This window comes from Sphingobacterium sp., from assembly GCF_039596235.1.
In the GTDB taxonomy this organism is placed as follows: domain Bacteria; phylum Bacteroidota; class Bacteroidia; order Sphingobacteriales; family Sphingobacteriaceae; genus Sphingobacterium.
In genome coordinates, this window is record NZ_JBCNKE010000008.1 from 180032 (window position 1) to 203830 (window position 23799).

At 41.7% G+C, this 23799-nt stretch carries 20 protein-coding genes; 12 read left to right on the forward strand and 8 right to left on the reverse strand.

Annotated features, from left to right (window positions below):
- Positions 1-36: 36 nt before the first annotated feature.
- Complete coding sequence (locus tag ABDW32_RS16880) at positions 37-2778, reverse strand: 2-oxoglutarate dehydrogenase E1 component (RefSeq protein WP_343564468.1); 2742 nt, start codon at positions 2776-2778, stop codon at positions 37-39.
- 181 nt (positions 2779-2959) lie between these two features.
- The gene (locus ABDW32_RS16885; protein WP_343564470.1) at positions 2960-4234 is read right to left on the reverse strand and encodes a deoxyribodipyrimidine photo-lyase; all 1275 of its coding nucleotides are present in this window, start codon (positions 4232-4234) and stop codon (positions 2960-2962) included.
- Between the two features lie 525 nt (positions 4235-4759).
- On the opposite strand from ABDW32_RS16885, the gene ABDW32_RS16890 reads away from it, so the two are divergent.
- The 3 genes from ABDW32_RS16890 (at position 4760) to ABDW32_RS16900 (ending at position 8206) form a co-directional block, all read left to right on the forward strand.
- Entirely contained in the window at positions 4760-5629 is an 870-nt protein-coding gene (locus ABDW32_RS16890) for a hypothetical protein (protein ID WP_343564472.1), read from the forward strand.
- 331 nt (positions 5630-5960) lie between these two features.
- Positions 5961-7799, forward strand: coding sequence for a UbiD family decarboxylase (locus ABDW32_RS16895; protein WP_343564474.1), 1839 nt, complete (start codon positions 5961-5963; stop codon positions 7797-7799).
- A gap of 71 nt (positions 7800-7870) precedes the next feature.
- Positions 7871-8206, forward strand: a complete 336-nt coding sequence (locus tag ABDW32_RS16900; protein ID WP_343564476.1) for a HopJ type III effector protein — start codon at positions 7871-7873, stop codon at positions 8204-8206.
- Between the two features lie 154 nt (positions 8207-8360).
- Here ABDW32_RS16900 and ABDW32_RS16905 read toward each other — a convergent pair whose 3' ends face one another.
- Together ABDW32_RS16905 and ABDW32_RS16910 are read right to left on the reverse strand one after the other, a co-directional pair.
- Entirely contained in the window at positions 8361-8822 is a 462-nt protein-coding gene (locus ABDW32_RS16905; RefSeq protein ID WP_343564478.1) for a VOC family protein, read from the reverse strand.
- Between the two features lie 225 nt (positions 8823-9047).
- A complete protein-coding gene (locus ABDW32_RS16910) occupies positions 9048-9623 on the reverse strand; it encodes a Crp/Fnr family transcriptional regulator (protein ID WP_343564480.1) in 576 nt (191 codons plus the stop codon).
- A gap of 238 nt (positions 9624-9861) precedes the next feature.
- On the opposite strand from ABDW32_RS16910, the gene asnB reads away from it, so the two are divergent.
- The gene (asnB, locus tag ABDW32_RS16915) at positions 9862-11550 is read left to right on the forward strand and encodes an asparagine synthase B (RefSeq protein ID WP_343564482.1); all 1689 of its coding nucleotides are present in this window, start codon (positions 9862-9864) and stop codon (positions 11548-11550) included.
- Between the two features lie 148 nt (positions 11551-11698).
- Positions 11699-13264 carry a M20/M25/M40 family metallo-hydrolase gene (locus ABDW32_RS16920; RefSeq protein WP_343564484.1) on the forward strand — a complete coding sequence of 522 codons (1566 nt, stop codon included), beginning with the start codon at positions 11699-11701 and terminating at the stop codon, positions 13262-13264.
- Positions 13265-13364: 100 nt separating this feature from the next.
- Here the strand turns inward: ABDW32_RS16920 and ABDW32_RS16925 are convergent, their stop codons facing one another.
- Together ABDW32_RS16925 and ABDW32_RS16930 are read right to left on the reverse strand one after the other, a co-directional pair.
- A complete protein-coding gene (locus ABDW32_RS16925) occupies positions 13365-15545 on the reverse strand; it encodes a DPP IV N-terminal domain-containing protein (RefSeq protein WP_343564486.1) in 2181 nt (726 codons plus the stop codon).
- A 157-nt stretch (positions 15546-15702) separates the two neighbouring features.
- On the reverse strand, positions 15703-16431 hold the full coding sequence (locus ABDW32_RS16930) for a DUF1080 domain-containing protein (RefSeq protein WP_343564488.1): 729 nt from the start codon (positions 16429-16431) through the stop codon (positions 15703-15705).
- A 177-nt stretch (positions 16432-16608) separates the two neighbouring features.
- Here ABDW32_RS16930 and ABDW32_RS16935 point away from each other — a divergent pair, with 177 nt between their 5' ends.
- From ABDW32_RS16935 to ABDW32_RS16945, 3 genes are all read left to right on the forward strand, one after another.
- Positions 16609-16974, forward strand: a complete 366-nt coding sequence (locus ABDW32_RS16935; protein WP_077437578.1) for a dihydroneopterin aldolase — start codon at positions 16609-16611, stop codon at positions 16972-16974.
- Positions 16975-17130: 156 nt separating this feature from the next.
- Positions 17131-17859 (forward strand): ATP-binding protein, encoded by a 729-nt coding sequence (locus ABDW32_RS16940; RefSeq protein WP_343564496.1) that lies wholly within the window; start codon positions 17131-17133, stop codon positions 17857-17859.
- 292 nt (positions 17860-18151) lie between these two features.
- Entirely contained in the window at positions 18152-18595 is a 444-nt protein-coding gene (locus tag ABDW32_RS16945) for an Hsp20/alpha crystallin family protein (RefSeq protein WP_077437576.1), read from the forward strand.
- A 143-nt stretch (positions 18596-18738) separates the two neighbouring features.
- Here ABDW32_RS16945 and ABDW32_RS16950 read toward each other — a convergent pair whose 3' ends face one another.
- Positions 18739-19176: a thioesterase family protein gene (locus ABDW32_RS16950; RefSeq protein WP_343564499.1), complete on the reverse strand. Its 438-nt coding sequence runs from the start codon at positions 19174-19176 to the stop codon at positions 18739-18741.
- 117 nt (positions 19177-19293) lie between these two features.
- Between ABDW32_RS16950 and ABDW32_RS16955 the strand changes: the two genes are divergently transcribed.
- The 4 genes from ABDW32_RS16955 to ABDW32_RS16970 all read left to right on the forward strand — a co-directional run bounded on the left by ABDW32_RS16955 (position 19294) and on the right by ABDW32_RS16970 (position 23056).
- Positions 19294-19797 carry a sigma-70 family RNA polymerase sigma factor gene (locus tag ABDW32_RS16955; protein WP_343564501.1) on the forward strand — a complete coding sequence of 168 codons (504 nt, stop codon included), beginning with the start codon at positions 19294-19296 and terminating at the stop codon, positions 19795-19797.
- A complete protein-coding gene (locus ABDW32_RS16960) occupies positions 19787-20428 on the forward strand; it encodes a hypothetical protein (protein WP_343564503.1) in 642 nt (213 codons plus the stop codon). Before ABDW32_RS16955 ends, ABDW32_RS16960 begins: the two co-directional genes overlap by 11 nt.
- A 113-nt stretch (positions 20429-20541) precedes the next feature.
- On the forward strand, positions 20542-22197 hold the full coding sequence (locus tag ABDW32_RS16965) for an AarF/UbiB family protein (protein WP_343564505.1): 1656 nt from the start codon (positions 20542-20544) through the stop codon (positions 22195-22197).
- A 73-nt stretch (positions 22198-22270) separates the two neighbouring features.
- Complete coding sequence (locus ABDW32_RS16970; protein ID WP_343564507.1) at positions 22271-23056, forward strand: SDR family oxidoreductase; 786 nt, start codon at positions 22271-22273, stop codon at positions 23054-23056.
- 145 nt (positions 23057-23201) lie between these two features.
- Here ABDW32_RS16970 and ABDW32_RS16975 read toward each other — a convergent pair whose 3' ends face one another.
- A complete protein-coding gene (locus ABDW32_RS16975; protein ID WP_343564509.1) occupies positions 23202-23795 on the reverse strand; it encodes a YceI family protein in 594 nt (197 codons plus the stop codon).
- Between the last annotated feature and the right edge of the window lie 4 nt (positions 23796-23799).

Consider the following 23799-nt stretch of genomic DNA (forward strand, 5'->3'; position numbering starts at 1 on the left):
TCCTATAGCTAAGACGCAATTGATTTTAAATTGTTTTTATTCGAATGATTTATTTAAGATCTCTGCTTGTTGGGCAACGTGTTGTTTCATATAACCTGTCGCTGTACTTCCGCTTTCTTTACGGGCAACGAAACCTGTAAATGCAATTTCAGTACCCATCAATTTGCGGCAATAGTAAGACCATGCACCCATGTTCTCATTTTCCTCCTGAACCCATACAAACTCTTTTGCTTTATTGTATTTTTTACGGATCGCCTTCAATTGCTCAGCTGGAATTGGGAACAATTGCTCGATACGAACGATGGCGACATCTTTACGTTTGTCAGCTTCCTGTTTTTCCAATAAGTCATAGTAAACTTTACCCGAACAGAATAATACACGTTTTACATCTTTTGCAGCTACATTTGCATCATCGATGACCTCTTGGAACACACCTTCTGTGAAGTCTTTCAATGGCGAAACCACTTTAGGATGGCGCAGCAATGATTTCGGTGTAAAGATCACCAATGGCTTGCGGAATTCGCGTACCAATTGACGACGTAACAAGTGGAAATAGTTGGCCGGCACTGTACAGTTTGCTAAGATCATATTCTCATCTGCACATAATTCAAGGAATCTTTCGATACGCGCCGAAGAGTGCTCAGGTCCCTGTCCTTCCATACCATGTGGAAGCATCATCACCAAACCATTTGAACGTTTCCATTTTGTTTCAGCACTTGACAAATATTGATCGACTATGATTTGGGCACCATTGTAAAAGTCGCCAAATTGCGCTTCCCAGATGGTTAATGAATTAGGGTTTGAAGAAGCATAACCATATTCAAAACCTAAAACAGCATATTCCGAAAGTAAGGAGTTATAAATCGAGAATTTGTCTCCACCTTTGATATTTGCCAATGGAATATATTTCTCTTCCGAATCTTCCAATGTCAATACCGCATGGCGGTGCGAGAATGTACCACGTTGTACATCCTGACCCGAGATACGAACACGGTTTCCTTGATCCAATAAAGTCGCGTACGCCATCAATTCACCCATTGCCCAGTCATACGAATCATTGCTGATCATTTTTGCACGATCTTCAAATAAACGCGTGATCTTACGGAAGAATTTTTTATCAGTAGGTAATGTGGTGATCTCTTTCGCTAATTTTAAGAATAAATCCTTTGTAACTTTAGTTTTATCCGTAGTGGTAGAGACTTCCCCTTTTTTCGCTGGGCGTAATCCTTCCCAGGCACCTTTAAACATCGGAATATCTTCCGTCAGTACTTCAACTGTTTTTGCTTCCTCAAGTTTGGTCTGCAATTCAGCTTTAAATACCTTTTCTATATTTTTCGAATACGCTTCATCAATACTTCCTTCGGCGATTAATTTTTTTGCGTATACTTCTTTTGGATTCGGATGTTTCTCAATGATTTTGTACAACAAAGGTTGTGTGAATTTAGGTTCATCAGCCTCATTGTGACCAAATCTTCTGTAACATAACAAATCGATAAATACGTCTGTCTTGTATTTTTGACGGTATTCAACGGCTAAATTAATTGCATAAACGACAGCTTCTGCATCATCGCCATTGACATGGAATACAGGTGAAGACGTGATTTTAGCCACATCTGTACAATATGTTCCAGAACGTGCATCTTTATAGTTCGTTGTAAATCCGATTTGGTTATTGATGACAATATGTACTGTACCACCCGTTTTATAACCATCCAGTTTGGACATCTGAGTTACCTCGTATACCACGCCCTGACCAGCGATTGCAGCATCACCATGAATAATGATCGGCGCAATCTTCGATGAATCACCATCGTATTTGAAGTCAATTTTAGAACGTACCATACCTTCTACAATAGGATCTACTGTTTCCAGGTGCGAAGGGTTAGGTGCCAAACTTAAATGGACAGATTTACCATCGTTTGTTTTAACCTCAGATGAAAAACCTAAATGGTATTTTACGTCACCACCAAAGTTTACTTCAGGATCGTCTGCATAAGTCTTACCTTCAAATTCCGAGAAGATGGATTTGCTAGATTTACCCATGATATTGGTCAGGACGTTCAAACGACCGCGGTGGGCCATACCGATAACAAACTCCTGGATGCCAATCTCTGCTCCTTTTTCGATGACCGAATCCAATGCCGGGATTAAGCTTTCTGCCCCTTCTAAAGAGAAACGTTTTTGACCTAAAAATTTGGTGCCCAAAAAGTTTTCAAATACAACAGCATCATTAAGTTTGTTTAGTATTCTCTTTTTGGTATCCAAAGAGAATTTTGGCATATTGCGGTCCGCTTCCATACGGTCCTGTAACCATTTAATTTTCTCGGGATTACGGATATATTTGAATTCTGCACCAATAGAACGGCAATAGGTGTCTTCAACCAGTTGACGGATATCTTTTAATGTTGCTGGACCCAAACCCACTTCAACACCTGCATTGAAAACTGTGTTCATGTCTGCCTCAGCAAGACCAAAAGTTTCCAATTCCTTGCCAGGGTAGTACTTGCGTCTTTCGCGAACAGGGTTTGTATGTGTGAAGAGGTGACCGCGGTCACGGTAACCGTTGATCATGTTCAGCACATTGATTTCTTTCAATACGTGCTCAGGAGTTGCTTCGCCTACTGAATTTGTTGTTCCACCAGCATGTTGACCGAAATCAAAACCTTCAAAGAATTTTTGCCATCCGAAATCTACCGATTGAGGATCTTGCTTGTACGATTGATATAAGCCATCGACATAGGCCGAATCAGCATTACTCAAATATGTCAGATTGTCCATTTACAATTAAAACTATGAAATTTGTCAAAGTTATGAATAAAAAAAGAGTTTCTAATACTGAAATTGAATAATTTAATCAATAAATCTATCCAATTCTTAACATTTTTAGCGGGTTTTAAAAGTGCCTTGCAGTGCCCTACAAATTTCTTTTGTTCTGAAATTATTTATTTCTGCCGAAGATTTATTTAGCAAGCAATTCATCCAGTTTTGGAAGACCATTGGGGAAGTTGGTTTTGATCAATTTCTGCCAGTCCAAAGCTTTATTGTCCTTATCACTGGTGCCCACTCCAGCAACATGGGCCCATTGTCCATATAAGGTGGCCGGAGAATAGTCCAAAAGCTGTTCTTCAAACCAGGAAGCGCCTTTTAACCAATTGACCTGATATTCATGCACCAGATAACTTGCGGCGATCAGTCCCGCCTGATAGGGAATATAACCCGTTTTTTTAAGTTGTATCATAGTGCTATTGATAAAATCATCGGCTGTCTGACCGGATTTCCATTGCTCAAATAGCTCTTCATTTACCGTTAATGCAGGAATATCCACTGTACCGCTATTTTTAGCGCCCAATGGTTTAAAAAATATATTAGGATATTTCTTGAGCATAAAACGGAAATAATCCCGCCAAAGTAAACTGTCTATTATTTTCTCGAATCGTTTGTCCTTTTTTCCTTCCCCCAGTTTCTTAATGTTGTTGTAAAGAAGAATCGGGGACAAAGCTCCAGCAGCAATAAAAGGACCCAATATCACTGGATCTTGGTCGGTCTCCGGATAAGTGGACAAAACCGAGTGCATGATACTCAATGCAGTGTCTTCACCACCTAAAATATAAATATCATCAACAGACTTGATGTCCTCATCTGAATAGCCCAAATCCTTTAACGTGGGAATCTTAGTGTCCTCAAGATGCGGTGGCGTCAGGAAATTTGAGGGATATGGAATCGGTTGACGTACCGAACTCTCCCTTTCTACCTTTTTCTTGAAAACGGAAAACGCATTTGGAATATCCTTGATCGGAAAAGGCAAATCCTCTTTATGGTAAAGTGTGTGCCCGATAAAATGACGCAGGTTGATTTTGCTGTTCCAGAGCTTGCGCTCTACTTTTTCCGAAATGGAAGTCTCACGCAATGCAACCTCCCGATGGTGATAGACCTCGTTGACCTGATATTTTTGAGCGATACGTGGGATAATATCTTCTGGCTTGCCAATATAAGTCAGCAGGTCACTGCCATGACTTTTTAACTTCTCTTTTAAGGCTGTGACAGCTTCGATTACAAAGGCTGCCCGCAGCACACCTGTATTTAAATTGCCAAATTGATTACGGTCGAAATAACGGGGATCAAAACAATAGACTGGAATGATAAAGGAACTCTTTTCCGAGGCTTGATAAAATACTTCATTGTCATGAAGTCTTAAATCATTTCTAAACCAGATCATTGTAGCCCTTTTGTCCATAGAGGTGAAGATAAATACTTTTTAGTGCAGCCTATTTTCAGAAGATTTACAAATATATAAGGATATTGTGTTTGTGAAAATATTTAGGCGTGAATTGACACAAAAAGGACAAAGAAGCGGTTTTGGACAAATTGTCCTCTATCAAAAAAATAAGCTTGGAATTTCATTCCCTTAATTTTAGTATAGAAAATGCGCCAACCGATCAATGATTGCTCCCTTAGCAACAAAAACAAGTTGTTGCAACAGAAAAAATAAAAATAGTATTAAACTTATTTGCGGTTTCTCTGTTCTAAAATTAGGAAATTATGATACGGGTTAGTCAACGTATTTGAAGAAAAAACCAACATGGACTTTTGCAATCTTATAGGATAGTCAAAAATGAGATCCGGTCAAACATCGGGCTGCTCATTAAAACCGCAGAAGGTAGCATCATGACTGCCTGAAATAAGGAAGATAAATATTGGGAAAAGCTGCAACAAGCTCATTTTTACCATTAAAAGCGAATGCTCATAAATAATTATAAGAATGAAAAAGGTTTTAATTAGTGGGCTAAATACCTATTTGGGACGACGGGCGTCATGCTATTTACAGACGGAGGATTTTGATGTGACAGGTTTGGTACGCAACTTATCCATTTTTAATAAAATTGTGAAAGAGAAAGTAACAGCAAGATTGTTTGAGCTTGATCTGTTGCGAAAAGGACCGGCTTACGATAATTTTCAGATTAGTGATGTGAACTTCGCGATCTATTTTACGCAGGTTCCGACACTGGACAATGATATACAGCTGCAGCTGGAACTGCTTGGCCTGCGTAATTTCGTTGAAATCTGTAAGCGGGCGGGAAATAACCGCGTGATTTATGTAGCCCGGTTGATGGATGAGCATTTTTTAGAACCTGTTCGTAATCTATTGGAGGCTCTGCGTGTACAGTATACGATAGTTGTTAAAAGCAGTGTTATCGGAAAGGAAAGTGTCCTGAACCGGATTTTTGGCAAACTGGCCAAACGGCAGACGATATTTTATTGGAACTGGGTCGCTTCCCTGAAATTTCATCCCTTGCCCTTGTTGGATGTGTACCGTTGGTTGCGGGAAATGCCTTGGGAGGAAAATTTTATATCCGAGATTATCTATCTCGGCGGGCATGAAGAGGTGACGTTTAGAAACTTATTTTATCAATTTCTCAAATATACTTCCGGCACGCAAAAACGCGAGATTGGTGTGAATAAATTCTTCGCGAAGTTACTGCTGAGCCGGTTAAACGATATCAATAAGGAAGATATTGATGAGTTTAGAAGAGTACTCTATTATGAAAAAAATGTAGATAATTCGACTTGGCAGAAAGTTCAGCCCTTTGAATTTACGCCACTGAAGGCTTATGTTAGCATGGATACCTGATTTTGCTGAATTGTCTGTTTTCTATCGGTCTGAAAGAACCTTCAGTTGATTTTCCTGACTGTTGCTGCTTATAAGAGCATGAAGGTTTTTTTCTAAATGGTCTATTTTTTATTGATTCGCATTCACCAATACTAAAACGCTATTCCTAGATAGTGCTATGGCGCTGCAGCTGTGGCAGGAGATAGTAAGTAGGCTTTTTAGCTTACTGACCTGATACATTAAATTAGCTTGTCAGTGTGATTTCAGTGGGGATAAACAGGAATGAATAATTATTTACTTCTAAAATATTCTGTTAAATTTGTGGATTAACGCGTTGATACAGATTTAATATATGGGATACAATAGTCTAGCGGCATGTGTTGCGGATCTTGAAAAACATGGCCATTTAATCCGGATTAAAGAAGAAGTCGATCCTTACCTTGAAATGGCCGCAATTCACATGCGGGTGTTTGATGTAGCAGGGCCGGCATTGTATTTTGAAAATATCAAAGGTTCGGAATTTCCTGCAGTATCCAATCTATTTGGTACATTGGACCGTTCGAAATTTATGTTCCGTGACTCATTGGATCATCTTAAGAAATTGGTGGACGTCAAGATGAATCCAGGTGCTGTACTAAAAAATCCATTCCAATATCTTGGTTCATCCATGACTGCCCTAGGCGCCCTGCCTTGGAAAAGAAAGGCGGGAGCTCCGATCCTTCATGGTAAAACAAGCATTAGCAAGCTTCCTCAGATCGTTAATTGGCCTATGGATGGCGGGGCTTTTGTGACGATGCCGCAGGTCTATACAGAAGATGTAAATAAGCCCGGAATAATGCATGCCAACCTTGGGATGTACCGGATTCAGCTTTCAGGCAATGACTATATTCCAGATCAGGAAATAGGATTACACTACCAGTTGCACCGTGGAATAGGTATCCATCAGACCAAGGCCAATGAACTTGGTGTGCCACTTAAAGTAAGTATTTTTGTGGGCGGCCCACCTGCGCATCCCTTGTCTGCGGTGATGCCGCTGCCAGAGGGACTGTCTGAAATGATTTTTGCCGGAGCTTTAGGCAATAGACGGTTCCGCTATTTTTACGACGACGAAGGTTTTTGTATTTCGGCAGATGCGGATTTTGTGATTACCGGTACCGTCTATCCCAATGAGAATAAACCAGAGGGTCCTTTTGGTGATCATATTGGCTATTACAGTCTCACTCATCCTTTTCCTTTAATGAAAGTGCATAATGTATACCATAAGAAAGATCCGATCTGGTCCTTTACCGTGGTAGGCAGGCCACCGCAGGAGGATACCAGCTTTGGGGCGCTGATTCACGAAATAACCGGTTCAGCCATCCCACAGGAAATCTCAGGCTTGCATGCTGTCAACGCGGTGGATGCGGCTGGAGTACATCCCTTATTATTTGCTATAGGATCAGAGCGCTATACACCTTATCAACGTGTGGACCGGCCGCAGGAAATTTTAACCATCGCCAACCAGATCCTTGGAAAAAACCAACTGAGCCTGGCGAAGTATCTTTTTATTTCAGCCCACGAGGATAATCCTAAATTGGATATCTATGATATTCCGGCGTTTTTTGCACATATCCTGGAAAGGATTGACCCTGCACGGGACCTTCATTTTCAGACAAATACGACCATTGATACCTTAGATTATTCAGGTGATGGATTAAACGCGGGGTCGAAGGTGGTGTTTGCTGCTGCCGGGACAAAGAAAAGGGAACTGGCAGGAGCGTTGCCTGCAAATTTTGATCTGCCGCGACCTTTTAACCAGGCAAAGCTGGTGATGCCGGGTGTATTGGCGATTGATGGAAAAGCCTTCACCACCTATGCAGATGAGACTGAGTTGATTCGCCAGTGGTGCCATGCGGCCGAAGGATTGGCTTGGGAGGGTTTCCCCCTACTGGTTCTATGCGACGATGCCAGTTTTACAGCCGAAACAGTCAATAATTTCGTTTGGACAACCTTTACACGTAGTAACCCCGCATTTGATATCCATGGAATCAAAAGCTTTACTGCCTTCAAGCATTGGGGCTGTGAAGGTCCAATGATTATTGATGCCCGAACAAAACCTCATCACGCTCCGGCATTGATTAAAGATGAAGCGGTCGAAAAGAGGGTGGATCAACTGGGCGCAAAAGGTGGCTCACTCTATGGAGTTATTTAAAATTCCGTAAGAATGATCAGTTACAGCGAATTTAAGAGACAATTAGCAAAAGCATATACAATTTTAATCCGATGAAAATAGAAGAATTATTAGCGAAGTCAAAAGGGAGCCAACTTCAGTTTCAGGAAGTCCTGGATCATATTGCAGAACAGTATACATATAGCCCAGCATCCTTTCAAAATGGGAGCCTGAAAAACTCGGCAACCGAAAACCAGGGGAGCGCCAAAGTATTGTATTTTGCCAAATTAAACAATCTTTCAGAAACGGATACCTTGAAGCTATTTGCAGAACATTATCAGAATGTACTGGACAACCCGACAGGAGATGGTCATCAGAACATCCGACAGTTTATGGCAAATGGCTGGGCTGGTGTTGCCTTCGAAGCGGATGTGCTGACCAATAAATAAGTCGGAGCTTTTACCAATGGTTCTTATCAAAGATAAACCAGCCGCTTGAAAACAGTTTTGCATTATCAAATATAAAGGGGCAGTCCAATGTTTGACAGCCCCTTTTTTACGGTCTTCCGCAACCTCATTTAAGGATTTAAATCTCAGGGATTCTTTAACCTTTGCTTTCGCAATCTTCGTCTTTATTGCCTCCGAAATAAACCATCCAACAGATGCCAAACTGATCCTGAAATGAGCTATATAATTCTGCGAAAAATGTTTCGCCTAAAGGCATTTCCACTACTTTTGCGTTGACACTAAGTGCTTCGTAGAGTGTTTTGGCTTCATCGCGATTGTCGCACATCAACATGACATAGGTATTGTTGCCCTGTACATAGGCCTGACCAAAGTCCGGAATGACGTCAGCGCCCATAAGCATGCTCTCGCCATTGATGGAAATGGCCGTATGACAGATTTTGTTTTTGGCTTCATCCGAAATTGGAGGCATGTGCGGGTCCGCTGGAACATCGCCATATCGCATAAAACCTGGATTTTTTGTTTGAAAAACCTTTTCGTAAAATGTGAAAGCTTCTTCACAGTTACCGTCGAAATTTAAATAAGCGTGTAATTTTGCCATGATTTCTAATTTTTGAATATATTGATTGTCTCTTTTGGCGTGTATCTTTATCTTTTTGATGACTCCAAAAGATCCACGCAATACCTTATTTTCTCAAATTATTTCCTATAACATAGCAGCCAGGTGGGCTATCTTCGGAAGTGAAGATAAAATTAAGCGGAACTTTCGATAAAAATCTTGCCCTAAGGCAAGATTTGAAAATAAACTTTCGCAACAGGAAAATCTTTAGTTCCCGTGTACAATCTCTTTACGGATACGGCTCAATGAGGTGTCCGTGATACCAAGATAAGAGGCGATATGTTTTAATGGAGCCTGCTGGATCAGGATAGGTTTTTCTTTAATCAGACGCAGGTATCGACTGGTGGCTGGTTCGGTGATCATGGCAATTGCCCTGTTTTTACTGTGAACCAGTTCCTGTGCCATCCATGAACGCCCCCATTCCCTAAATTCTGGGATGCGATGAAACAGTTCCTGATGATCTTCAAATCGTATTTTCCAAAGCTTTGTATCGGTAAGCGCCTGGATATTTTCAACTGTGGGGGTACGCTGGAAAAAAGATGCAACCTCGATCACCACATCATGATCACTACAAAAGCCAATGGTAACTTCATTCCCTTCATAGTCGTGCAAAAAAGAACGGGTAAGTCCATATTCGATTAAATAGTAAGCATTGGATACCTGTCCTTTGCTCAGTATAAAATCACCTTTTTTGATCGTAACGGCCTGGTGTTTATCTTTTATGGAATTCAGTTCGTCTGCTGTGATAGCGAGGCCCTGGTAAAAAGTTCCTATTAAATCCATTGTCCTTGGTTTATTTGATTACACAGTGAATTTAAAGATAAATCTTGAAATGTGTTGTTATTGTATTGTGTGATTATTGTAAACAAATAAGGGTTTTGTTGCTAATTTTATTTGTTTGAATTATGTTTTTTGATAAAAACATAATAAAAATTAAAAATCATTATGAATTTAGTTTTTAATTGTTTTACTTTGTATCAAGAACATAATGTAAAAACGAAAAATTTAAAATTTTCATAATATGTGTGGAATTATTGGCGCTTTTGAATTGAAGCAACCCGCAGACTCATTGAGATCCCAAGTATTGGAAATGTCAAAACGTATTCGTCACCGTGGTCCAGATTGGTCTGGCATATTCACTGGCGAAAAAGCTTTATTGGCCCATGAGCGACTAGCTATTGTTGATCCGAAATCAGGTAGTCAACCTTTGTACAGTCCGGATGGCAAAGTTGTATTGGCTGTAAACGGCGAAATCTATAACCACCATGAATTAAGGAATAGCCTTCCGGATTATGCGTTTGCAACGCAGAGTGATTCCGAGGTAATATTAGCATTGTACTTAGCCAAAGGACCGTCGTTTGTTGATGAGTTGAACGGTATCTTTGGTTTTGCATTATATGATTCCCGTGATGATTCATTTTTTGTTGCGCGTGATCATATGGGGATTATTCCCCTGTATTACGGTAAGGATAAGCAGGGACAACTGTTTGTCGCTTCTGAATTAAAGTCTTTGGAAGGCTTCTGTGAGACGATCGAGCAATTTCCTCCAGGATATTATTTATATAGTAAAGCAGGTACGACACCACAACGCTGGTATCAACGCGATTGGGAAAACTATGATGCTGTAAAAGATAACGCGACTGATATCTCAGTCCTGCGTAAAGCTTTGGAAGACGCGGTGCATCGTCAATTAATGTCAGATGTGCCCTATGGTGTATTGCTTTCAGGCGGGCTTGATTCTTCGGTAATTGCAGCGGTAACGAAAAAATTTGCATCTAAACGTATTGAAACCGACGATAAAGAAGAAGCCTGGTATCCACAATTGCATTCTTTTGCAGTGGGATTGAAAGGGGCTCCGGATCTGATCGCGGCACAAAAGGCTGCGGATCATATTGGAACGATTCATCATGAAATCAACTTTACGATACAGGAGGGTCTGGACGCGATCCGTGATGTGATCTATCACTTGGAAACCTATGACGTTACGACCGTGCGTGCGTCAACACCGATGTACTTATTGGCGCGTGTCATCAAGTCCATGGGTATCAAAATGGTGTTATCCGGTGAAGGGTCTGATGAGCTTTTCGGTGGCTATCTGTATTTCCACAAAGCACCCAATGCACAGGAATTTCACGAAGAGACCGTACGTAAGCTGAAAAAACTATACCTCTACGACTGCTTGCGGGCAAATAAATCACTGGCAGCCTGGGGTGTTGAAGGACGGGTGCCTTTCCTGGATAAAGAATTTATGGATATTGCCATGCGCATCAATCCATCGGACAAGATGATCCGTGATGGGCGGATGGAGAAATGGGTGGTGCGTAAAGCATTCGAAGATTATCTTCCCGAAAGCATTGCCTGGCGCCAAAAAGAACAGTTTTCAGATGGCGTCGGCTATAGCTGGATAGATACCTTAAAGGAACAGGCAGAAAGTAAGGTCTCAGATCAGGAATTTGCAGCCGCTGCGGAACGTTTTCCTATCAACACGCCAAAAAACAAAGAGGAGTTCTTGTATCGTACAATCTTTGAATCACATTTTTCGTCTACTGCCGCGGCACTGACCGTTCCCTCCATGAAATCGGTTGCTTGCAGTACACCGGAAGCCCTTGCCTGGGATGCTTCTTTCCAAAACCTGAACGATCCATCTGGAAGAGCAGTAGCTTCTGTACATCAGGAGAGTTACGAAAAGTCGAAAGCAGAAGCTGTGTAGATAATCAACCAACCATATACTAATGTTGTTATAGGGGTATCTTTGGATACCCCTATTTTTTTAAATATGTTTTTTGAATTAAAATTAGTAATTTTCGGAAAAACAAATCCTGCAGAACCTACAGGAAGAAGAACGAATTAAATCACAAATGAAACTATATACTAAACAGAGAAATTTGAAAGCTTTTGGGCTAGCCTGTATATTATTGAGTAGCTCAGCAATTTTTGCGCAAAATAAAGATGCTGTCGTCGCTGCAATTGTCCAGGAAGCCCAGGCAAACTCACAGCTTGAAAACTATGCCTTTGAACTAGTTGATATGATCGGTCCACGTTTGGTTGGAAGTCCACAGATGCAACAGGCACATGACTGGGTGGTCAAACAGTATACCGCACTAGGAGCTGACGCACGTAATGAACCTTATGGAGAATGGCGCTCTTGGGAGCGGGGGACCTCACAAGCGACGATGACTTACCCACGGATTAAATCACTCGAGGGAACTCAACTCGCCTTCAGTCCAATGACGAAGGAAAAAGGGGTAGAGGCAGAAGTTGTTGCAATGCCCTTGTTTAGTTCTCAGCTCGATTTCCAGTCCTGGCTGAAGACGGTAAAAGGTAAAATTGTGCTGATCGGAATGAACCCGGTCTCGGGTCGCTCAGATGCGAATTGGAAAGAATCTGCCTCGGCCAAAGGCTATGAAAAATACCAGACCTTAAAAAATGAACAGCTCAGACAATGGGAGCTCAGCATGAGTTATACGGGGAATACACGGCGTACGCTGCCCTTGGCGCTGGAAACTGCCGGAGCAGTGGGGGTGATTGATTCCTATTGGACCGAACTGCCGGGGCTCACGCGGATTTTTGATGCGAAATCCAAACAGATGCCGGTGTTTAATATTGCGTTGGAAGACTATAGTCTCCTTTACCGCATGGCTACACGGGGAGTTAAACCGCGCATACTTTTACAGGGTAAATCCAAAGAGCTTGGGACAACGAAGACTTATAATAGCATTGCCGAAATCAAAGGGAAAGAAAAGCCAAATGAATATGTGGTCTTATCAGCACATTTAGATTCATGGGATGGAGCCTCCGGTGCGACAGACAATGCTACAGGAGTGATTACGATGATGGAAGCTGTTCGTATCCTGCGAAAAGTATATCCCGAAAATAAAAGGACGATCCTGGTCGGCAATTGGGGAAGTGAGGAACAGGGCTTAAACGGCTCGTCGGCTTTTGTGGAAGATCACCCCGATGTCGCAAAAAATATTCAGGTAGTATGGAACCAGGATAATGGAACGGGGCGTATTGTTCGTATCGCTGGCAGTGGTTTTGAAAAGGCCTATGAATATATCGGCCGTTGGTTGCAGTATCTACCCGACGAATTTCGTAACGAGATCCAAACGAGCTTTCCGGGAATGCCGGGGACAGGAGGGAGTGACCACTCTTCTTTTGTCCAAAAAGGAATCCCGGCCTTTGGTCTTTCCTCGACCTCCTGGGATTATGGGAAATTAACCTGGCATACCAATCGGGATACCTACGATAAAATTGTCTTCGACGAAGTCAAGCAGAATGCCATTATTGTTGCGGTATTAACTTACCTCGCTTGTGAAGAGCCGGAATTGGTGTCAAGGGAGAAAATCGTATTACCTGTGGATAAAACCGGTAAACAAATGGAATGGCCAACAAATTTACGGTCCAAAAGGACTAGTGGTAATTAATGATGAAATAGTAGCCCCGTTTGCTATTGAACGATTAGTTCTTACTAATACAAAGGCGCCAATCGGAAAAGAAAGGCGCCTTTGCATGATGAGCTGTTAACTATTTGTTTTTTAGATGCTGATTAAAATAATCTGCAATTTTCTCATACATATGGATGCGGTCCTTGCCCATTACATTATGTTCGTGGGTAGGGTATAGGAAATAATCGACCTGCTTCCCGGCCTTAATACAGGCTTCCAAAAACTCCATGCTGTTTTGCTGCACGACCACGGGATCTTGTGCGCCATGGATGATTAACAGGCGTCCTTTTAGCTGATCCGCTTTGTTCAACAGGGAGGTCAATTTGTATCCCTCCGGATTTTCCTGTGGAGTGTCCATGTAACGCTCGCCATACATCACTTCGTAAAACTTCCAGTCAATTACAGGCCCCCCAGCGACAGCAGCTTTAAAAATATCATTATGATGCAGCATAAATGACGTCGTCATAAATCCACCGAAGCTCCAGCCAAAGATGCCCATGCGTTGCTGGTCGACAAAGGGTTTTGATTTTAGGAATTCAATTCCTTTAAGCTGATCGGCCATTTCATTTTGACCAAGATTACGGTGAGTTGCTGTATAGAAATCACGGCCTCGGTAATTGGTGCCACGATTGTCCATCGTAAAGACAATATAGCCCTGTTGAGCCATATAAAGATCAAAGTAACCTGCCCCGCCCAACCATTTATTGGAAACCAATTGGGAATGGGAACCGCCATACAGATAGTACATGACCGGATATTTCTTTGCAGGATCAAAATCGTTTGGATAGATGATGCGCCCGGTCAGGGGATATTTACCGTCAGCCGAAGTCAGTTGGACAAATTCTATTTTTGGATTGTTAATTTTTCCGCTGAATGGATTGTCAGCTTTGACCAGGACAGTTCCCTTGCCTGATTTAACCTCCTTGATCTGTATGATGTTTGGTGTTTTCAGATCGCTATATTGGTCATAGATATATTTGCCATCAGCACTCAAAGAAGCTTGGTGTATACCCGATTCATTTGTTAGCTGTACTGTTTTTCCCGATTTAAGGTCTACCTGAAATAATTGACGGTCCATGCCATTATTAGTGACACCGATATAACTGATGTTGTTTCCATCTGCCGAGAAATCCAGTAGGTTTTCTAATACAATATCCTTGAAGCCCAATTTTTTGATCAGCTTTCCTTCCGTATTGTACAGGTAAAGTTGGTTGTAGCCCTCTTTATCGGATTGATAAAGAAACTGATCTGCTGAGTTTGGAAGAAAAGTTAGCGGATTTTCCGGCTCTACCCAAGTTGTTGCGCTTTCCTCGAACAGTGTTTTAACGAATGCCCCTGTTTCCGCATTGTATTTATTGAATTTGAGGTCGTTTTGACCGCGGTTGAGCACACCGACATAAATGAATTTTCCGGAAGGATCCCAGGTTACGCTGGTCAGGTACTGCTCGCTATGGTCTCCGGTCTGTAAAGTTACTTTTTGTCCAGTTGTACTGTTATAGACAACCAAGTTTACCTCTTCTGATTTCTGTCCGGTCATGGGATATTTGATCCACTTTATTTCGGCAACTTCGGGGCTCCATTGCGGTAGTGGATAGTTGGCGACCATGGTCTCATTCTTTCGGTAATAAAGCAATTTATCATTCTGGGGATTCCACCACATTCCTTTTTTTATGCCGAATTCCTGGCGGTGTGTATAATCACTACCATTGACTATGCCCTTGTCGCTGTCGTTTGTTACTACCGTTACTTTCCCGTTTTTGTCGACGATGGAGATGTTATTGTCCACCAGATAGGCGATTTTGGAAAGATCTGTGGTCAGTTCACGGTTAGCTCCCTGCTTATCGTTGCCGATAACACGTTCAATACTTTTGGATTTGAGGTTGTAGACAACCGTATATGTCTTGTCCTTTCCGTCTACCTGAAGTAAGAGTGAATTGCCATCATGCCATTTGTAGTCGTAAGGGAACATACGTAAATTGAATGTTTCGTTCGGCATAGCGGTTTTTAAAGCAGCCTCGAGCGCTGCTTTGGATACCAAGGTAGTCTCCGTCCAGTTGTTTGTGGCACTTTTATAGAGCAGGTTTTGATAGGATTTATCGAGGTAGGAAAGGCTGTTTGATTTTGGTATCCAGGAAGCAGCTGTAATCGATGTGGGCGCATAGGTGCGCGGTCCGAATACCGTTTCTTCCAAATTAAGGTTTCGTTGGGCATGACCGGTTAGGGCACTTGCCAACAAGAAGAATAGCGCAATTCTTTTCATTAGAATAATTTATTTTTAATGATGCTGAGCCGATCATAGGTATTTTTGCCCTTATGATGGGGTTTGCTTTTAAATTTTATAGGGCTAAATTAGGGAAATAGCCCTATAAAACCTAGTACAGAATTGTTGCTTGCCTAACTGAAATTGCTATCAGGGCCTATAGTTTGCGGAGCCAGATACTTCTGAACTGCACCAGGTCGCCATGATCTTGCAGGATAATGGGACCAGGACCATGAGCCACTTGTTTTGGGAGTCCAATATACTCTGTTGTACCATCAATCTGGGTATTGTTCTGGACTACCACACCATTGTGCAGAACTGTGACGGTGCCTTTGCTGATCAGCAGGCTATCTTTGTTAAATTGGGGAGCTTTGTAAATGATATCATATACATGCCATTTGTCTGCTGCAATGACCTGAGCGAGAGGTGGTCGTTGTTTATAAAGACTTCCTGCACCACCATTTACATATGTAGGATTGTTGTTGTTATCCAGGACCTGGATTTCATATAGCCCCTGTAAGAAAATACCACTATTTCCTCTGCCTTGGCCCTCTCCCTTGATAAGCTCCGGACTCTTCCACTCAATATGGAGTTGGAAGTCACTGAAATGCTCCGTGGTCTCGATATTTCCGCTGCCAGGTTTTACTTCAAGTGTATTATTGGCGACTGTCCAATTTGCTTTCCCCTTCTCGCTTTTCCATTTGCTCAGATCCTTGCCGTCGAAGAGAACAATGGCGTCGCTGGGGATCCCCCTGTCAAGGGTTACAGTAGGCGGAACAGGTTTGTAATATTCTGTATCGCTGGGTTTCATGTTTGTTTGGGCATAGACTGCACTGGAACTACATAAGATCGCTATGGCTAATGCCGCAGGTAAAGAAAAGTTCATCTGTTTGGTTTTTGGTGTATTTAAACTTAGGAAAATTTACTTTTATATACAATTTAATTTTAGAATAGGATCGATTTAAATGTCCCTCTGGATCCGGATGTTTTTTGCGCGGGCATATGTTGGAAGTCGCTAAAGTCGCAGGTTTTTTGATTTGGAACAATTTGCTTAGGTTTGTGCATGGCAACCATTTTACAGACAGTCTCACTGAAAGAAGCGCGATTTTATGCGCCAATTGGCTATTACGAGGAGGAGCAGATTCTCGGAAATGAATTTTTTGTGTCTATTGATGTCTCTTTCCCTTTTCATAATACCGAAACCGAAGATTTGCGCAATACGTTAAACTACGAGGAATTGTACCAGATCACTGCCCGAGTGATGCAACCCAAACGGAAACTACTGGAATCTGCAGCGGCGGAAATATTGGAACAGATTCGGCTAGGGGTACCGCATGCCGAAATGATCGAAGTTGTTATTCGCAAGTCAAATCCTCCGTTCGGTGGAGACCTGTCCTGTTCACAAGTTGGCTTGAAATATAGTATATAGTATTCAGTATTGAGATTTTTTTTCGCTGCATGGATCTGCTGTTTAAATGTCAAATTTACATTACAATTTTACTGCTAAGATCAGCTGAATGCAGTGTAAAGTGTGAATTTATGGTTTACAAAAATTTATAACCATTTTTAGTATTTGAATTAACCTATGAATATTTACGATCTAGTTATAGCCGATAAGGAAAAGATAGCATTAGAAGATGTTTTTTTAGCGGAAGATAGCCGGCAGAAACTGCAACAGCTGATTAAGGAACATCGCTATATCCGGGCACTCTCAGAATATGGTCTGCCTGTCAGCAACAAGATTCTCTTGCACGGTTATTCGGGCTGCGGAAAAACAACAACCGCCAAGGCGCTGGCGACGGCGCTTGACAAGCCTATCTATGTGTTGAACCTGAGTAACCTGATCTCCTCCCGTATCGGTGAGACCTCACAGCATATCAAACAGGTCTTCGACAAGGCTGGACGGGAAAAAGCAGTGCTTTTTCTGGACGAATTTGACCAGATTGGAAAAGCACGGATCAGTGAAGAAAAAGATGTAGGTGAGATGCGCCGGCTGGTGAACACGATTATCCAACTGATCGATTATTTTCCAGCAGAAGCTGTGCTGATTGCTGCGACTAACCACCCGGAAATTTTAGATACGGCGATTATACGACGATTCCAATTACGTCTTTCCTTTGAATTGCCGACTCGTGCGCAACTGGATGCCTATTATACGAAATTATTTTCCCCTTTCCCTCAATATGATGCATTGGTGTCCCGGATCTACGATGTTTCTTATGCCGAAGCAAAAGATTATATCTATGATGCGGTTAAGTTTTTGCTGATCACGGCCTTGGAACAAAAAGAAAAATCAGAACGAGAAACGCCGTAGTAGGAAAATGGAGCTTCATGGTTAATGTTTTGTCAAATTAAATCCGTCTGAAAAACAGTTTTGCTGCTGCGACGTTAAAGTTATATCAGGGGTGAGATGCATCAAGCAATACCATGGTAACGCAAGCTCTTTTGTCGGCTATCTTAAAGTATTAGTGTCAAAATGGCGCTTAAAGTTAATTAAAGATGTCATTTTGTCTTTGTTTTGCAGTTGGTACGTGAATTGAACATTCCCTTCAAAAGAGTTAGAAAATAAAGCTTAACAAAAAATAAAAAAATTAGGAGGACTAAAAATGGCATTAATTAAATTCCCTACAAAAAGTTTGAATACGGACGCAGTAAATCCATTTGTAAATACTGTATTTGACAATTTATTTAACGATAATTTTATTTCAGACCGTTTGGTCTCACGTGTTCCGGCAGTAAATATTTCGGAGTCCGAAAAATCATTTAAGATCGAGATGGCTGCTCCGGGGTTGGATAAATCAGATTTTAAAATCAATGTGGATAAAAATCTGATTACGATTTCAGCTGAGAAAAAAGAGGAACAAGTAAGCGAAGAAAAGCTATATAGCAAGAAGGAGTTCAATTATAGTTCGTTTTCAAGATCATTTACATTACCCGAAACGGTTGACTATAGCAATATCGAAGCTGCCTATGAAGGTGGAATATTGGTCTTGACTGTTGGTAAGAAGGAAGACGCAATCATTGCAAAGCGTTTGATCGAGGTAAAATAAGTTTATCCAGATCATATCATGGGTATATCGATCATAGGATTAGCAGCTCCCGACAGCTAGTCGGTTGATGCACAGAATAAGATAGTTTTTAGGTTAGTTTATGTTTTGATCCCTCGGAATATGTCGTATTCCGAGGGATTTTTTTATCCGATCTCTTCATATCCCGCTGCGCGCGGCACTTTGGCGAGATAGGGCTCCATTTCTTCCGGTAATTTGGTTAATTTTCGCAGCTTAAGGTCCAGCCAGGCCCCATCAACATTTACCGTGCAGCATAGGGTACCATCCTGACGATAAACCTGATGGATAAAAGAAAATCGACTATTGATCTTATTGTATTTGGTCAATTCTACTTTTACCTGAACATATTCATCCAGATGCACTTCCCTGCTGTAGATTAGTTCCTCCCGAAATAGGATCGGTCCGATCTGAAACTCGGCGAACTTGTCCAAAGAAAATCCCATTTTATTCAACATATTGCTCCGGGCCTGTGCGCAGATATCAGCATAGGCAGAATGACGCATATGCCTATTGGCATCTATTTGCGCCCAGATGACCTGCCCCTCATAAAATATATTTTCCATAATATTGTGATTTACCTCCTTTTTATGAACAATTTACATATTTTTAAATTAAGCTGTAACACTTTGTTTATTTGCTATACTTATTACCTGAAAAGATCTTAAAAGAAAAATTTACCATTGGCCCATTCGGAAACAGAATTTCTCCAGTTGATTGACGAAAATAAAGGAATTATCGTCAAGGTAAGCCGTATGTATATGGATGACCAGGAGGATCGGCAGGATCTTTATCAGGAAATCGTATATCAGCTCTGGAAATCTTATGCAACATTTAAGCAGAAAAGTAAATTTTCAACCTGGATGTATCGGGTAGCACTGAATACCGCAATGGTATTTTTAAAGAAAGAGAAAAAACATCGGATCTACGATAGCCTGGAAGAGCGGCATGACTTCGCAGAAGAATCCTATAATCCGGATAGAGACGAACAGCTAAAAATATTCTATCAGGCAGTACATGAACTGAACGCTGTAGAAAAGGCATTGATCTTTTTGTTTTTGGAAGGTCAGAGCCACCGCGAAATCGCGGCGCATCTGGGCATATCTGAAGTTAATGCCCGGGTTAAATTAAACCGGACGAAAGAGCGGATTCAACAAATCATTAAAAAATACAATTATGAATTTTGATGAGTTAAAAAAATCGTGGCAAGAACAGCCTACAGATGAGGATTTACAAAATCCAAATCTCAAACACTATAAGGAGGTCGGTAATATCATGGTCAAGCTGAGACGTAATATCAAACGGGAATTTGTGTCCTGGGTGGTATCTATGTTTGTCCTGATTGCTGTGCCTATGTTGCCGGTTTATAAAATCTCAGGGTATGCAGCTTTTGCGTATTACTTTTTTCTTGTACAGATTTCGCTGTCTAGCCTGCTCTATTACCGTAGATTCTATTACCTGATCAAAAGCGCTAAGCAGATCGATCTACTGGCATCCCGCGAACATCTGCTCAAGGTCTATTACGATCTTAAATACGCGGTAGAGACCTATCGTATCGTAGCTTATGTGATGATCCCCCAGGGCTTATTCCTTTACCTCATTCTGATTGGTCAAAATAGGGCTATCGCCTGGTTTGAAAAATTATATCATTTTAAACAGACACTCCATCAAGATCCCAATTTTATAGCATGGATGGCGCTCTCGGCGATTGTTTCCATCTTAATTATCGTCTTGATTACCGAATTTATGATCCGCGCCTATTACGGAGATTATCTCAAACGGATCAAAGAAAACCTGGATCAGATGGAAGCAGAATAGCTTATTTTGAACGGCCAAAAAGCTGGGAGCAAGTGAATTTTTACTTTCAATAAACCATGGAATGAAAAAGGTAAGGTTTTTGTTCCGTATCTTGTTTTCGAAAATCCTTGTCCATGATGTATAATCCGACCAAGAAGTTACAACGGAGTTCCCAGATCTTAAGCATATTGGCAAAATATGGTTTCAAAGATGCCATCGCCCGATTGCCATGGAAAGGGCCAAGAGCAAGCTTAGAACGTAATATAGATGTTGATAAGATCAGTGTATATACGCGTATCCGCATGGCTTTGGAAGAGCTTGGACCAGCCTTTATCAAGCTCGGACAATCGGCATCCACCCGTGAAGGACTGCTCCCCAAAGATCTTGTCGAGGAACTCAAACGACTTGAAGATAATGTTCCACCCTTTGACGTTGATATCCAGGAATACCTCACCGAGGAACTTGGAGTGGATGTCGCAGAACAATTTCAAAGCATTGCGGCGGAACCTTTTGCGGCCGCTTCCATTGCTCAGGTCTATCGGGCGACGCTAAAAGACGGTACAAATGTTGTCTTAAAAGTGCGACGGCCGGGAATAGATGAGGTGATGCGTGTTGATCTTGCACTCATGCGCGACATTGCCAAGATACTGACCATGTACAATGACGCACTGGAGAATCTCAACCTCTCCCTGATCGTGGAATCCTTTGCCATGACCTTGCAGGAAGAAATGTCGCTGGTCATCGAGCGCCATAATATCGAACGGTTTGCTAAAAATTTTAAAGGCAACAAACTGATCAAAGTTCCCAAAGTTTATCCCGATCTCTCCTCTGACCGTGTCCTCTGTATGGAGTATCTCGACGGTTTCAAAGTAACGGATGCTGTGGAAATAAAACGACGGGGAATGGATGTGGAAACCTTGGTGAAAAATGGAATCAACTTGTATCTGGAACAAGTGATTATCCACGGTTTTTTTCATGGTGACCCGCATCCGGGTAATATGATGGTGATGCCCGATGGACGCATTGCCTTTCTGGATTTTGGTAACATGGGTAAACTGCTCGGAATTGACCGAAGACAGCTCGAAGAATTTATTCAATCGGCAATTTCCGAAGATGCGGTCCGACTGGCTGATGTCATTGAAGATGTTGCCGTAGTGAGCCATATTCCTGATCGAAACCAGTTTGAACGCTCATTGTATGAGATTTTTGATATGATCGACAATGTCTCCCTAGGTGATCTGAGTCTTGATCTACTGTTCAATAAACTCTGGAAAATTATCGGTGACAACCGCTTGTATTTTCCTGAATATATCTATCAGCTCATGCGCGGTATTTCGCTGATGGAAGGCATCGGACGCCAGCTTTATCCGGATCTGAATATTATGGAGAGCATTAAGCCTTTTGCCCGAAGGATTATGATGGAAAGGCTTTCGCCGGAAGCAATGTTCAAGAAAGGAAAACATAAGATCGAGTCCTTCGCACGGGATGTCGAAAAACTTCCCGAGGATATGCGTGCTTTAGTCAGGTTATTCCGTACAGGTAATTTCACTTTAAATCATCGTCTGATTAGTGCTCGATCCTTCAATGCCATACTCCGTAAAGGGGTCAACCGGATTGTGATCGGTATTATGTTTATGTCCCTCAACCTACTGGGCGGAATGGTGATTGTTGCACGTATTGAACCTAAATGGCTGGGAATTCCTGTTTTTGCCTGGATATGCCTGGCATCGGCATGGGTCTTTGCGGTCTATTTGTTTATCGCGATGATTCGCGCAAAGGACAACGATTAAATCCGTTGCTGAATTTTAACTACTTTACTATACACAATGAATAATCTGATAAGATAATAGCATACGAATAAAAATGGAAATCAATCTAATTGGAAAAAAAGCCTTGATTGGTGCAAGTTCCGCGGGTATCGGTGCCGGAATAGCCAAGGTTTTGGCCTCCTGTGGTGCAAGCATTACACTGGCCTCCCGTAACGAAAATAAGCTGCGAGATACACTGGCAGGCCTGGATAGTTCCAAAGGACAAGTACACCAATATATTCTGGTGGATTACAATGATCATGAAGACTATAAAGTACAAATAGATAACTATTTTGAATCCAATAGGGTGGATATTCTGGTCAATAACTCCAATGGGCCACAGGCCGGGACAATTGATCAGAAAAATCTGGCCGATTACCAGCATGCCTTTGAACTTTTGTTTCAGAATCACTGTTATACGACTTCCCGCGCCTTACCCTATATGTTGGCAAATGGTTATGGACGTATTATCAATGTGTCATCTTCCACCGTAAAGGAACCTGTGTCTAACCTGGTTTTATCAAACACGATCCGCACGGCATTGATCAGCTGGAGCAAATCGCTTTCGGATGATGTCGCGAAAGATGGAGTGACAGTCAATAGCATCTTAACGGGGTTATTTGATACTGAAAGAATTCAATCCTTGACTCATATGGATGCGCAGCGATTGGGGATATCCTATGAGGAAGCGCTGCAGCTGCGTTTAAAGCAGGTTCCGGCAGCCCGCTTGGGCAAGCCCGAAGAATATGGCTACTTGGTTGCTTTCATTTGCTCGGCCTATGCCAACTACCTCACCGGAACCAATATTCCACTGGATGGTGGGATGTTGAAGGGATTTTAAGAAGAAAAATACCTGCCGTAAAATTAAGGTAAAGGGTTGAAGGCGAGAAAAAGAGATTTGTTTACGGCTATAGCCATAAACAAAAATTGGCTGCCCAAAACCTTGGGGAGCCAATTCCAGTTTGCGTGATTTAAAAAGTCGTAGCTTAGTTCAGAACCAATTCTGTATTAACAATGATATCCACATCAGAAGCAACTGCTTCTACACCTGAAGGTAATTTGTCATTGTATTTAATACCAAAATCCTGGCGGTTGATTTTTGTTTTTGCAGTAAAACCAGCGCGTGTTTTTCCCCAGGGATCAGTAATGACGCCACCATTTTGCGTGACATCAAAAGTTACTTTTTTAGTGACGTCGCGGATGGTCAGATCGGCTACCATGATATATTTACCTTTCACTTTCGCATTTTTAAAGCTGACCGATTTTAAAGTCATCTTTGGAAATTTGTCTGCTGCGAAGAAATCATCCGTTTTTAAGTGGTTATCACGTGCTTCGATACGGGTGTCAATGCTATTGACATCAATGGAAAAGTTTACTTTTGCATTGTTAAAACTTGTTGCAGTTGCGGTTTCCACTGTTCCTTCCACTTTGGTAAACTGACCATCGACAAAACTGATTCCGAGGTGTTTGACGTCAAATCTCGCGTTGGTATGTCCGGGGTCAGCAGACCATTTTACTTGTGCTACAGCAACATTAACCATTAATACTGCTACTGCCAGAAATTGGAAAAATCTATTCATGTTA

What these genes read in the sequence shown, in the direction of transcription:
- ABDW32_RS16910 (WP_343564480.1), bottom strand. Translation starts at nt 9,623, where the DNA reads ATGGATTTAATAGGAACTTTTTACCAGGGCCTCGCTATCACAGCAGAC.
- ABDW32_RS16965 (WP_343564505.1), top strand. Translation starts at nt 20,542, where the DNA reads ATGATGTATAATCCGACCAAGAAGTTACAACGGAGTTCCCAGATCTTA.
- ABDW32_RS16880 (WP_343564468.1), bottom strand. Translation starts at nt 2,778, where the DNA reads ATGGACAATCTGACATATTTGAGTAATGCTGATTCGGCCTATGTCGAT.
- ABDW32_RS16960 (WP_343564503.1), top strand. Translation starts at nt 19,787, where the DNA reads ATGAATTTTGATGAGTTAAAAAAATCGTGGCAAGAACAGCCTACAGAT.
- ABDW32_RS16920 (WP_343564484.1), top strand. Translation starts at nt 11,699, where the DNA reads ATGAAACTATATACTAAACAGAGAAATTTGAAAGCTTTTGGGCTAGCC.
- ABDW32_RS16895 (WP_343564474.1), top strand. Translation starts at nt 5,961, where the DNA reads ATGGGATACAATAGTCTAGCGGCATGTGTTGCGGATCTTGAAAAACAT.
- ABDW32_RS16925 (WP_343564486.1), bottom strand. Translation starts at nt 15,545, where the DNA reads ATGAAAAGAATTGCGCTATTCTTCTTGTTGGCAAGTGCCCTAACCGGT.
- ABDW32_RS16930 (WP_343564488.1), bottom strand. Translation starts at nt 16,431, where the DNA reads ATGAACTTTTCTTTACCTGCGGCATTAGCCATAGCGATCTTATGTAGT.
- ABDW32_RS16885 (WP_343564470.1), bottom strand. Translation starts at nt 4,234, where the DNA reads ATGGACAAAAGGGCTACAATGATCTGGTTTAGAAATGATTTAAGACTT.
- ABDW32_RS16975 (WP_343564509.1), bottom strand. Translation starts at nt 23,795, where the DNA reads ATGAATAGATTTTTCCAATTTCTGGCAGTAGCAGTATTAATGGTTAAT.
- ABDW32_RS16940 (WP_343564496.1), top strand. Translation starts at nt 17,131, where the DNA reads ATGAATATTTACGATCTAGTTATAGCCGATAAGGAAAAGATAGCATTA.
- ABDW32_RS16970 (WP_343564507.1), top strand. Translation starts at nt 22,271, where the DNA reads ATGGAAATCAATCTAATTGGAAAAAAAGCCTTGATTGGTGCAAGTTCC.
- ABDW32_RS16900 (WP_343564476.1), top strand. Translation starts at nt 7,871, where the DNA reads ATGAAAATAGAAGAATTATTAGCGAAGTCAAAAGGGAGCCAACTTCAG.
- ABDW32_RS16950 (WP_343564499.1), bottom strand. Translation starts at nt 19,176, where the DNA reads ATGGAAAATATATTTTATGAGGGGCAGGTCATCTGGGCGCAAATAGAT.
- asnB (WP_343564482.1), top strand. Translation starts at nt 9,862, where the DNA reads ATGTGTGGAATTATTGGCGCTTTTGAATTGAAGCAACCCGCAGACTCA.
- ABDW32_RS16945 (WP_077437576.1), top strand. Translation starts at nt 18,152, where the DNA reads ATGGCATTAATTAAATTCCCTACAAAAAGTTTGAATACGGACGCAGTA.
- ABDW32_RS16935 (WP_077437578.1), top strand. Translation starts at nt 16,609, where the DNA reads ATGGCAACCATTTTACAGACAGTCTCACTGAAAGAAGCGCGATTTTAT.
- ABDW32_RS16890 (WP_343564472.1), top strand. Translation starts at nt 4,760, where the DNA reads ATGAAAAAGGTTTTAATTAGTGGGCTAAATACCTATTTGGGACGACGG.
- ABDW32_RS16905 (WP_343564478.1), bottom strand. Translation starts at nt 8,822, where the DNA reads ATGGCAAAATTACACGCTTATTTAAATTTCGACGGTAACTGTGAAGAA.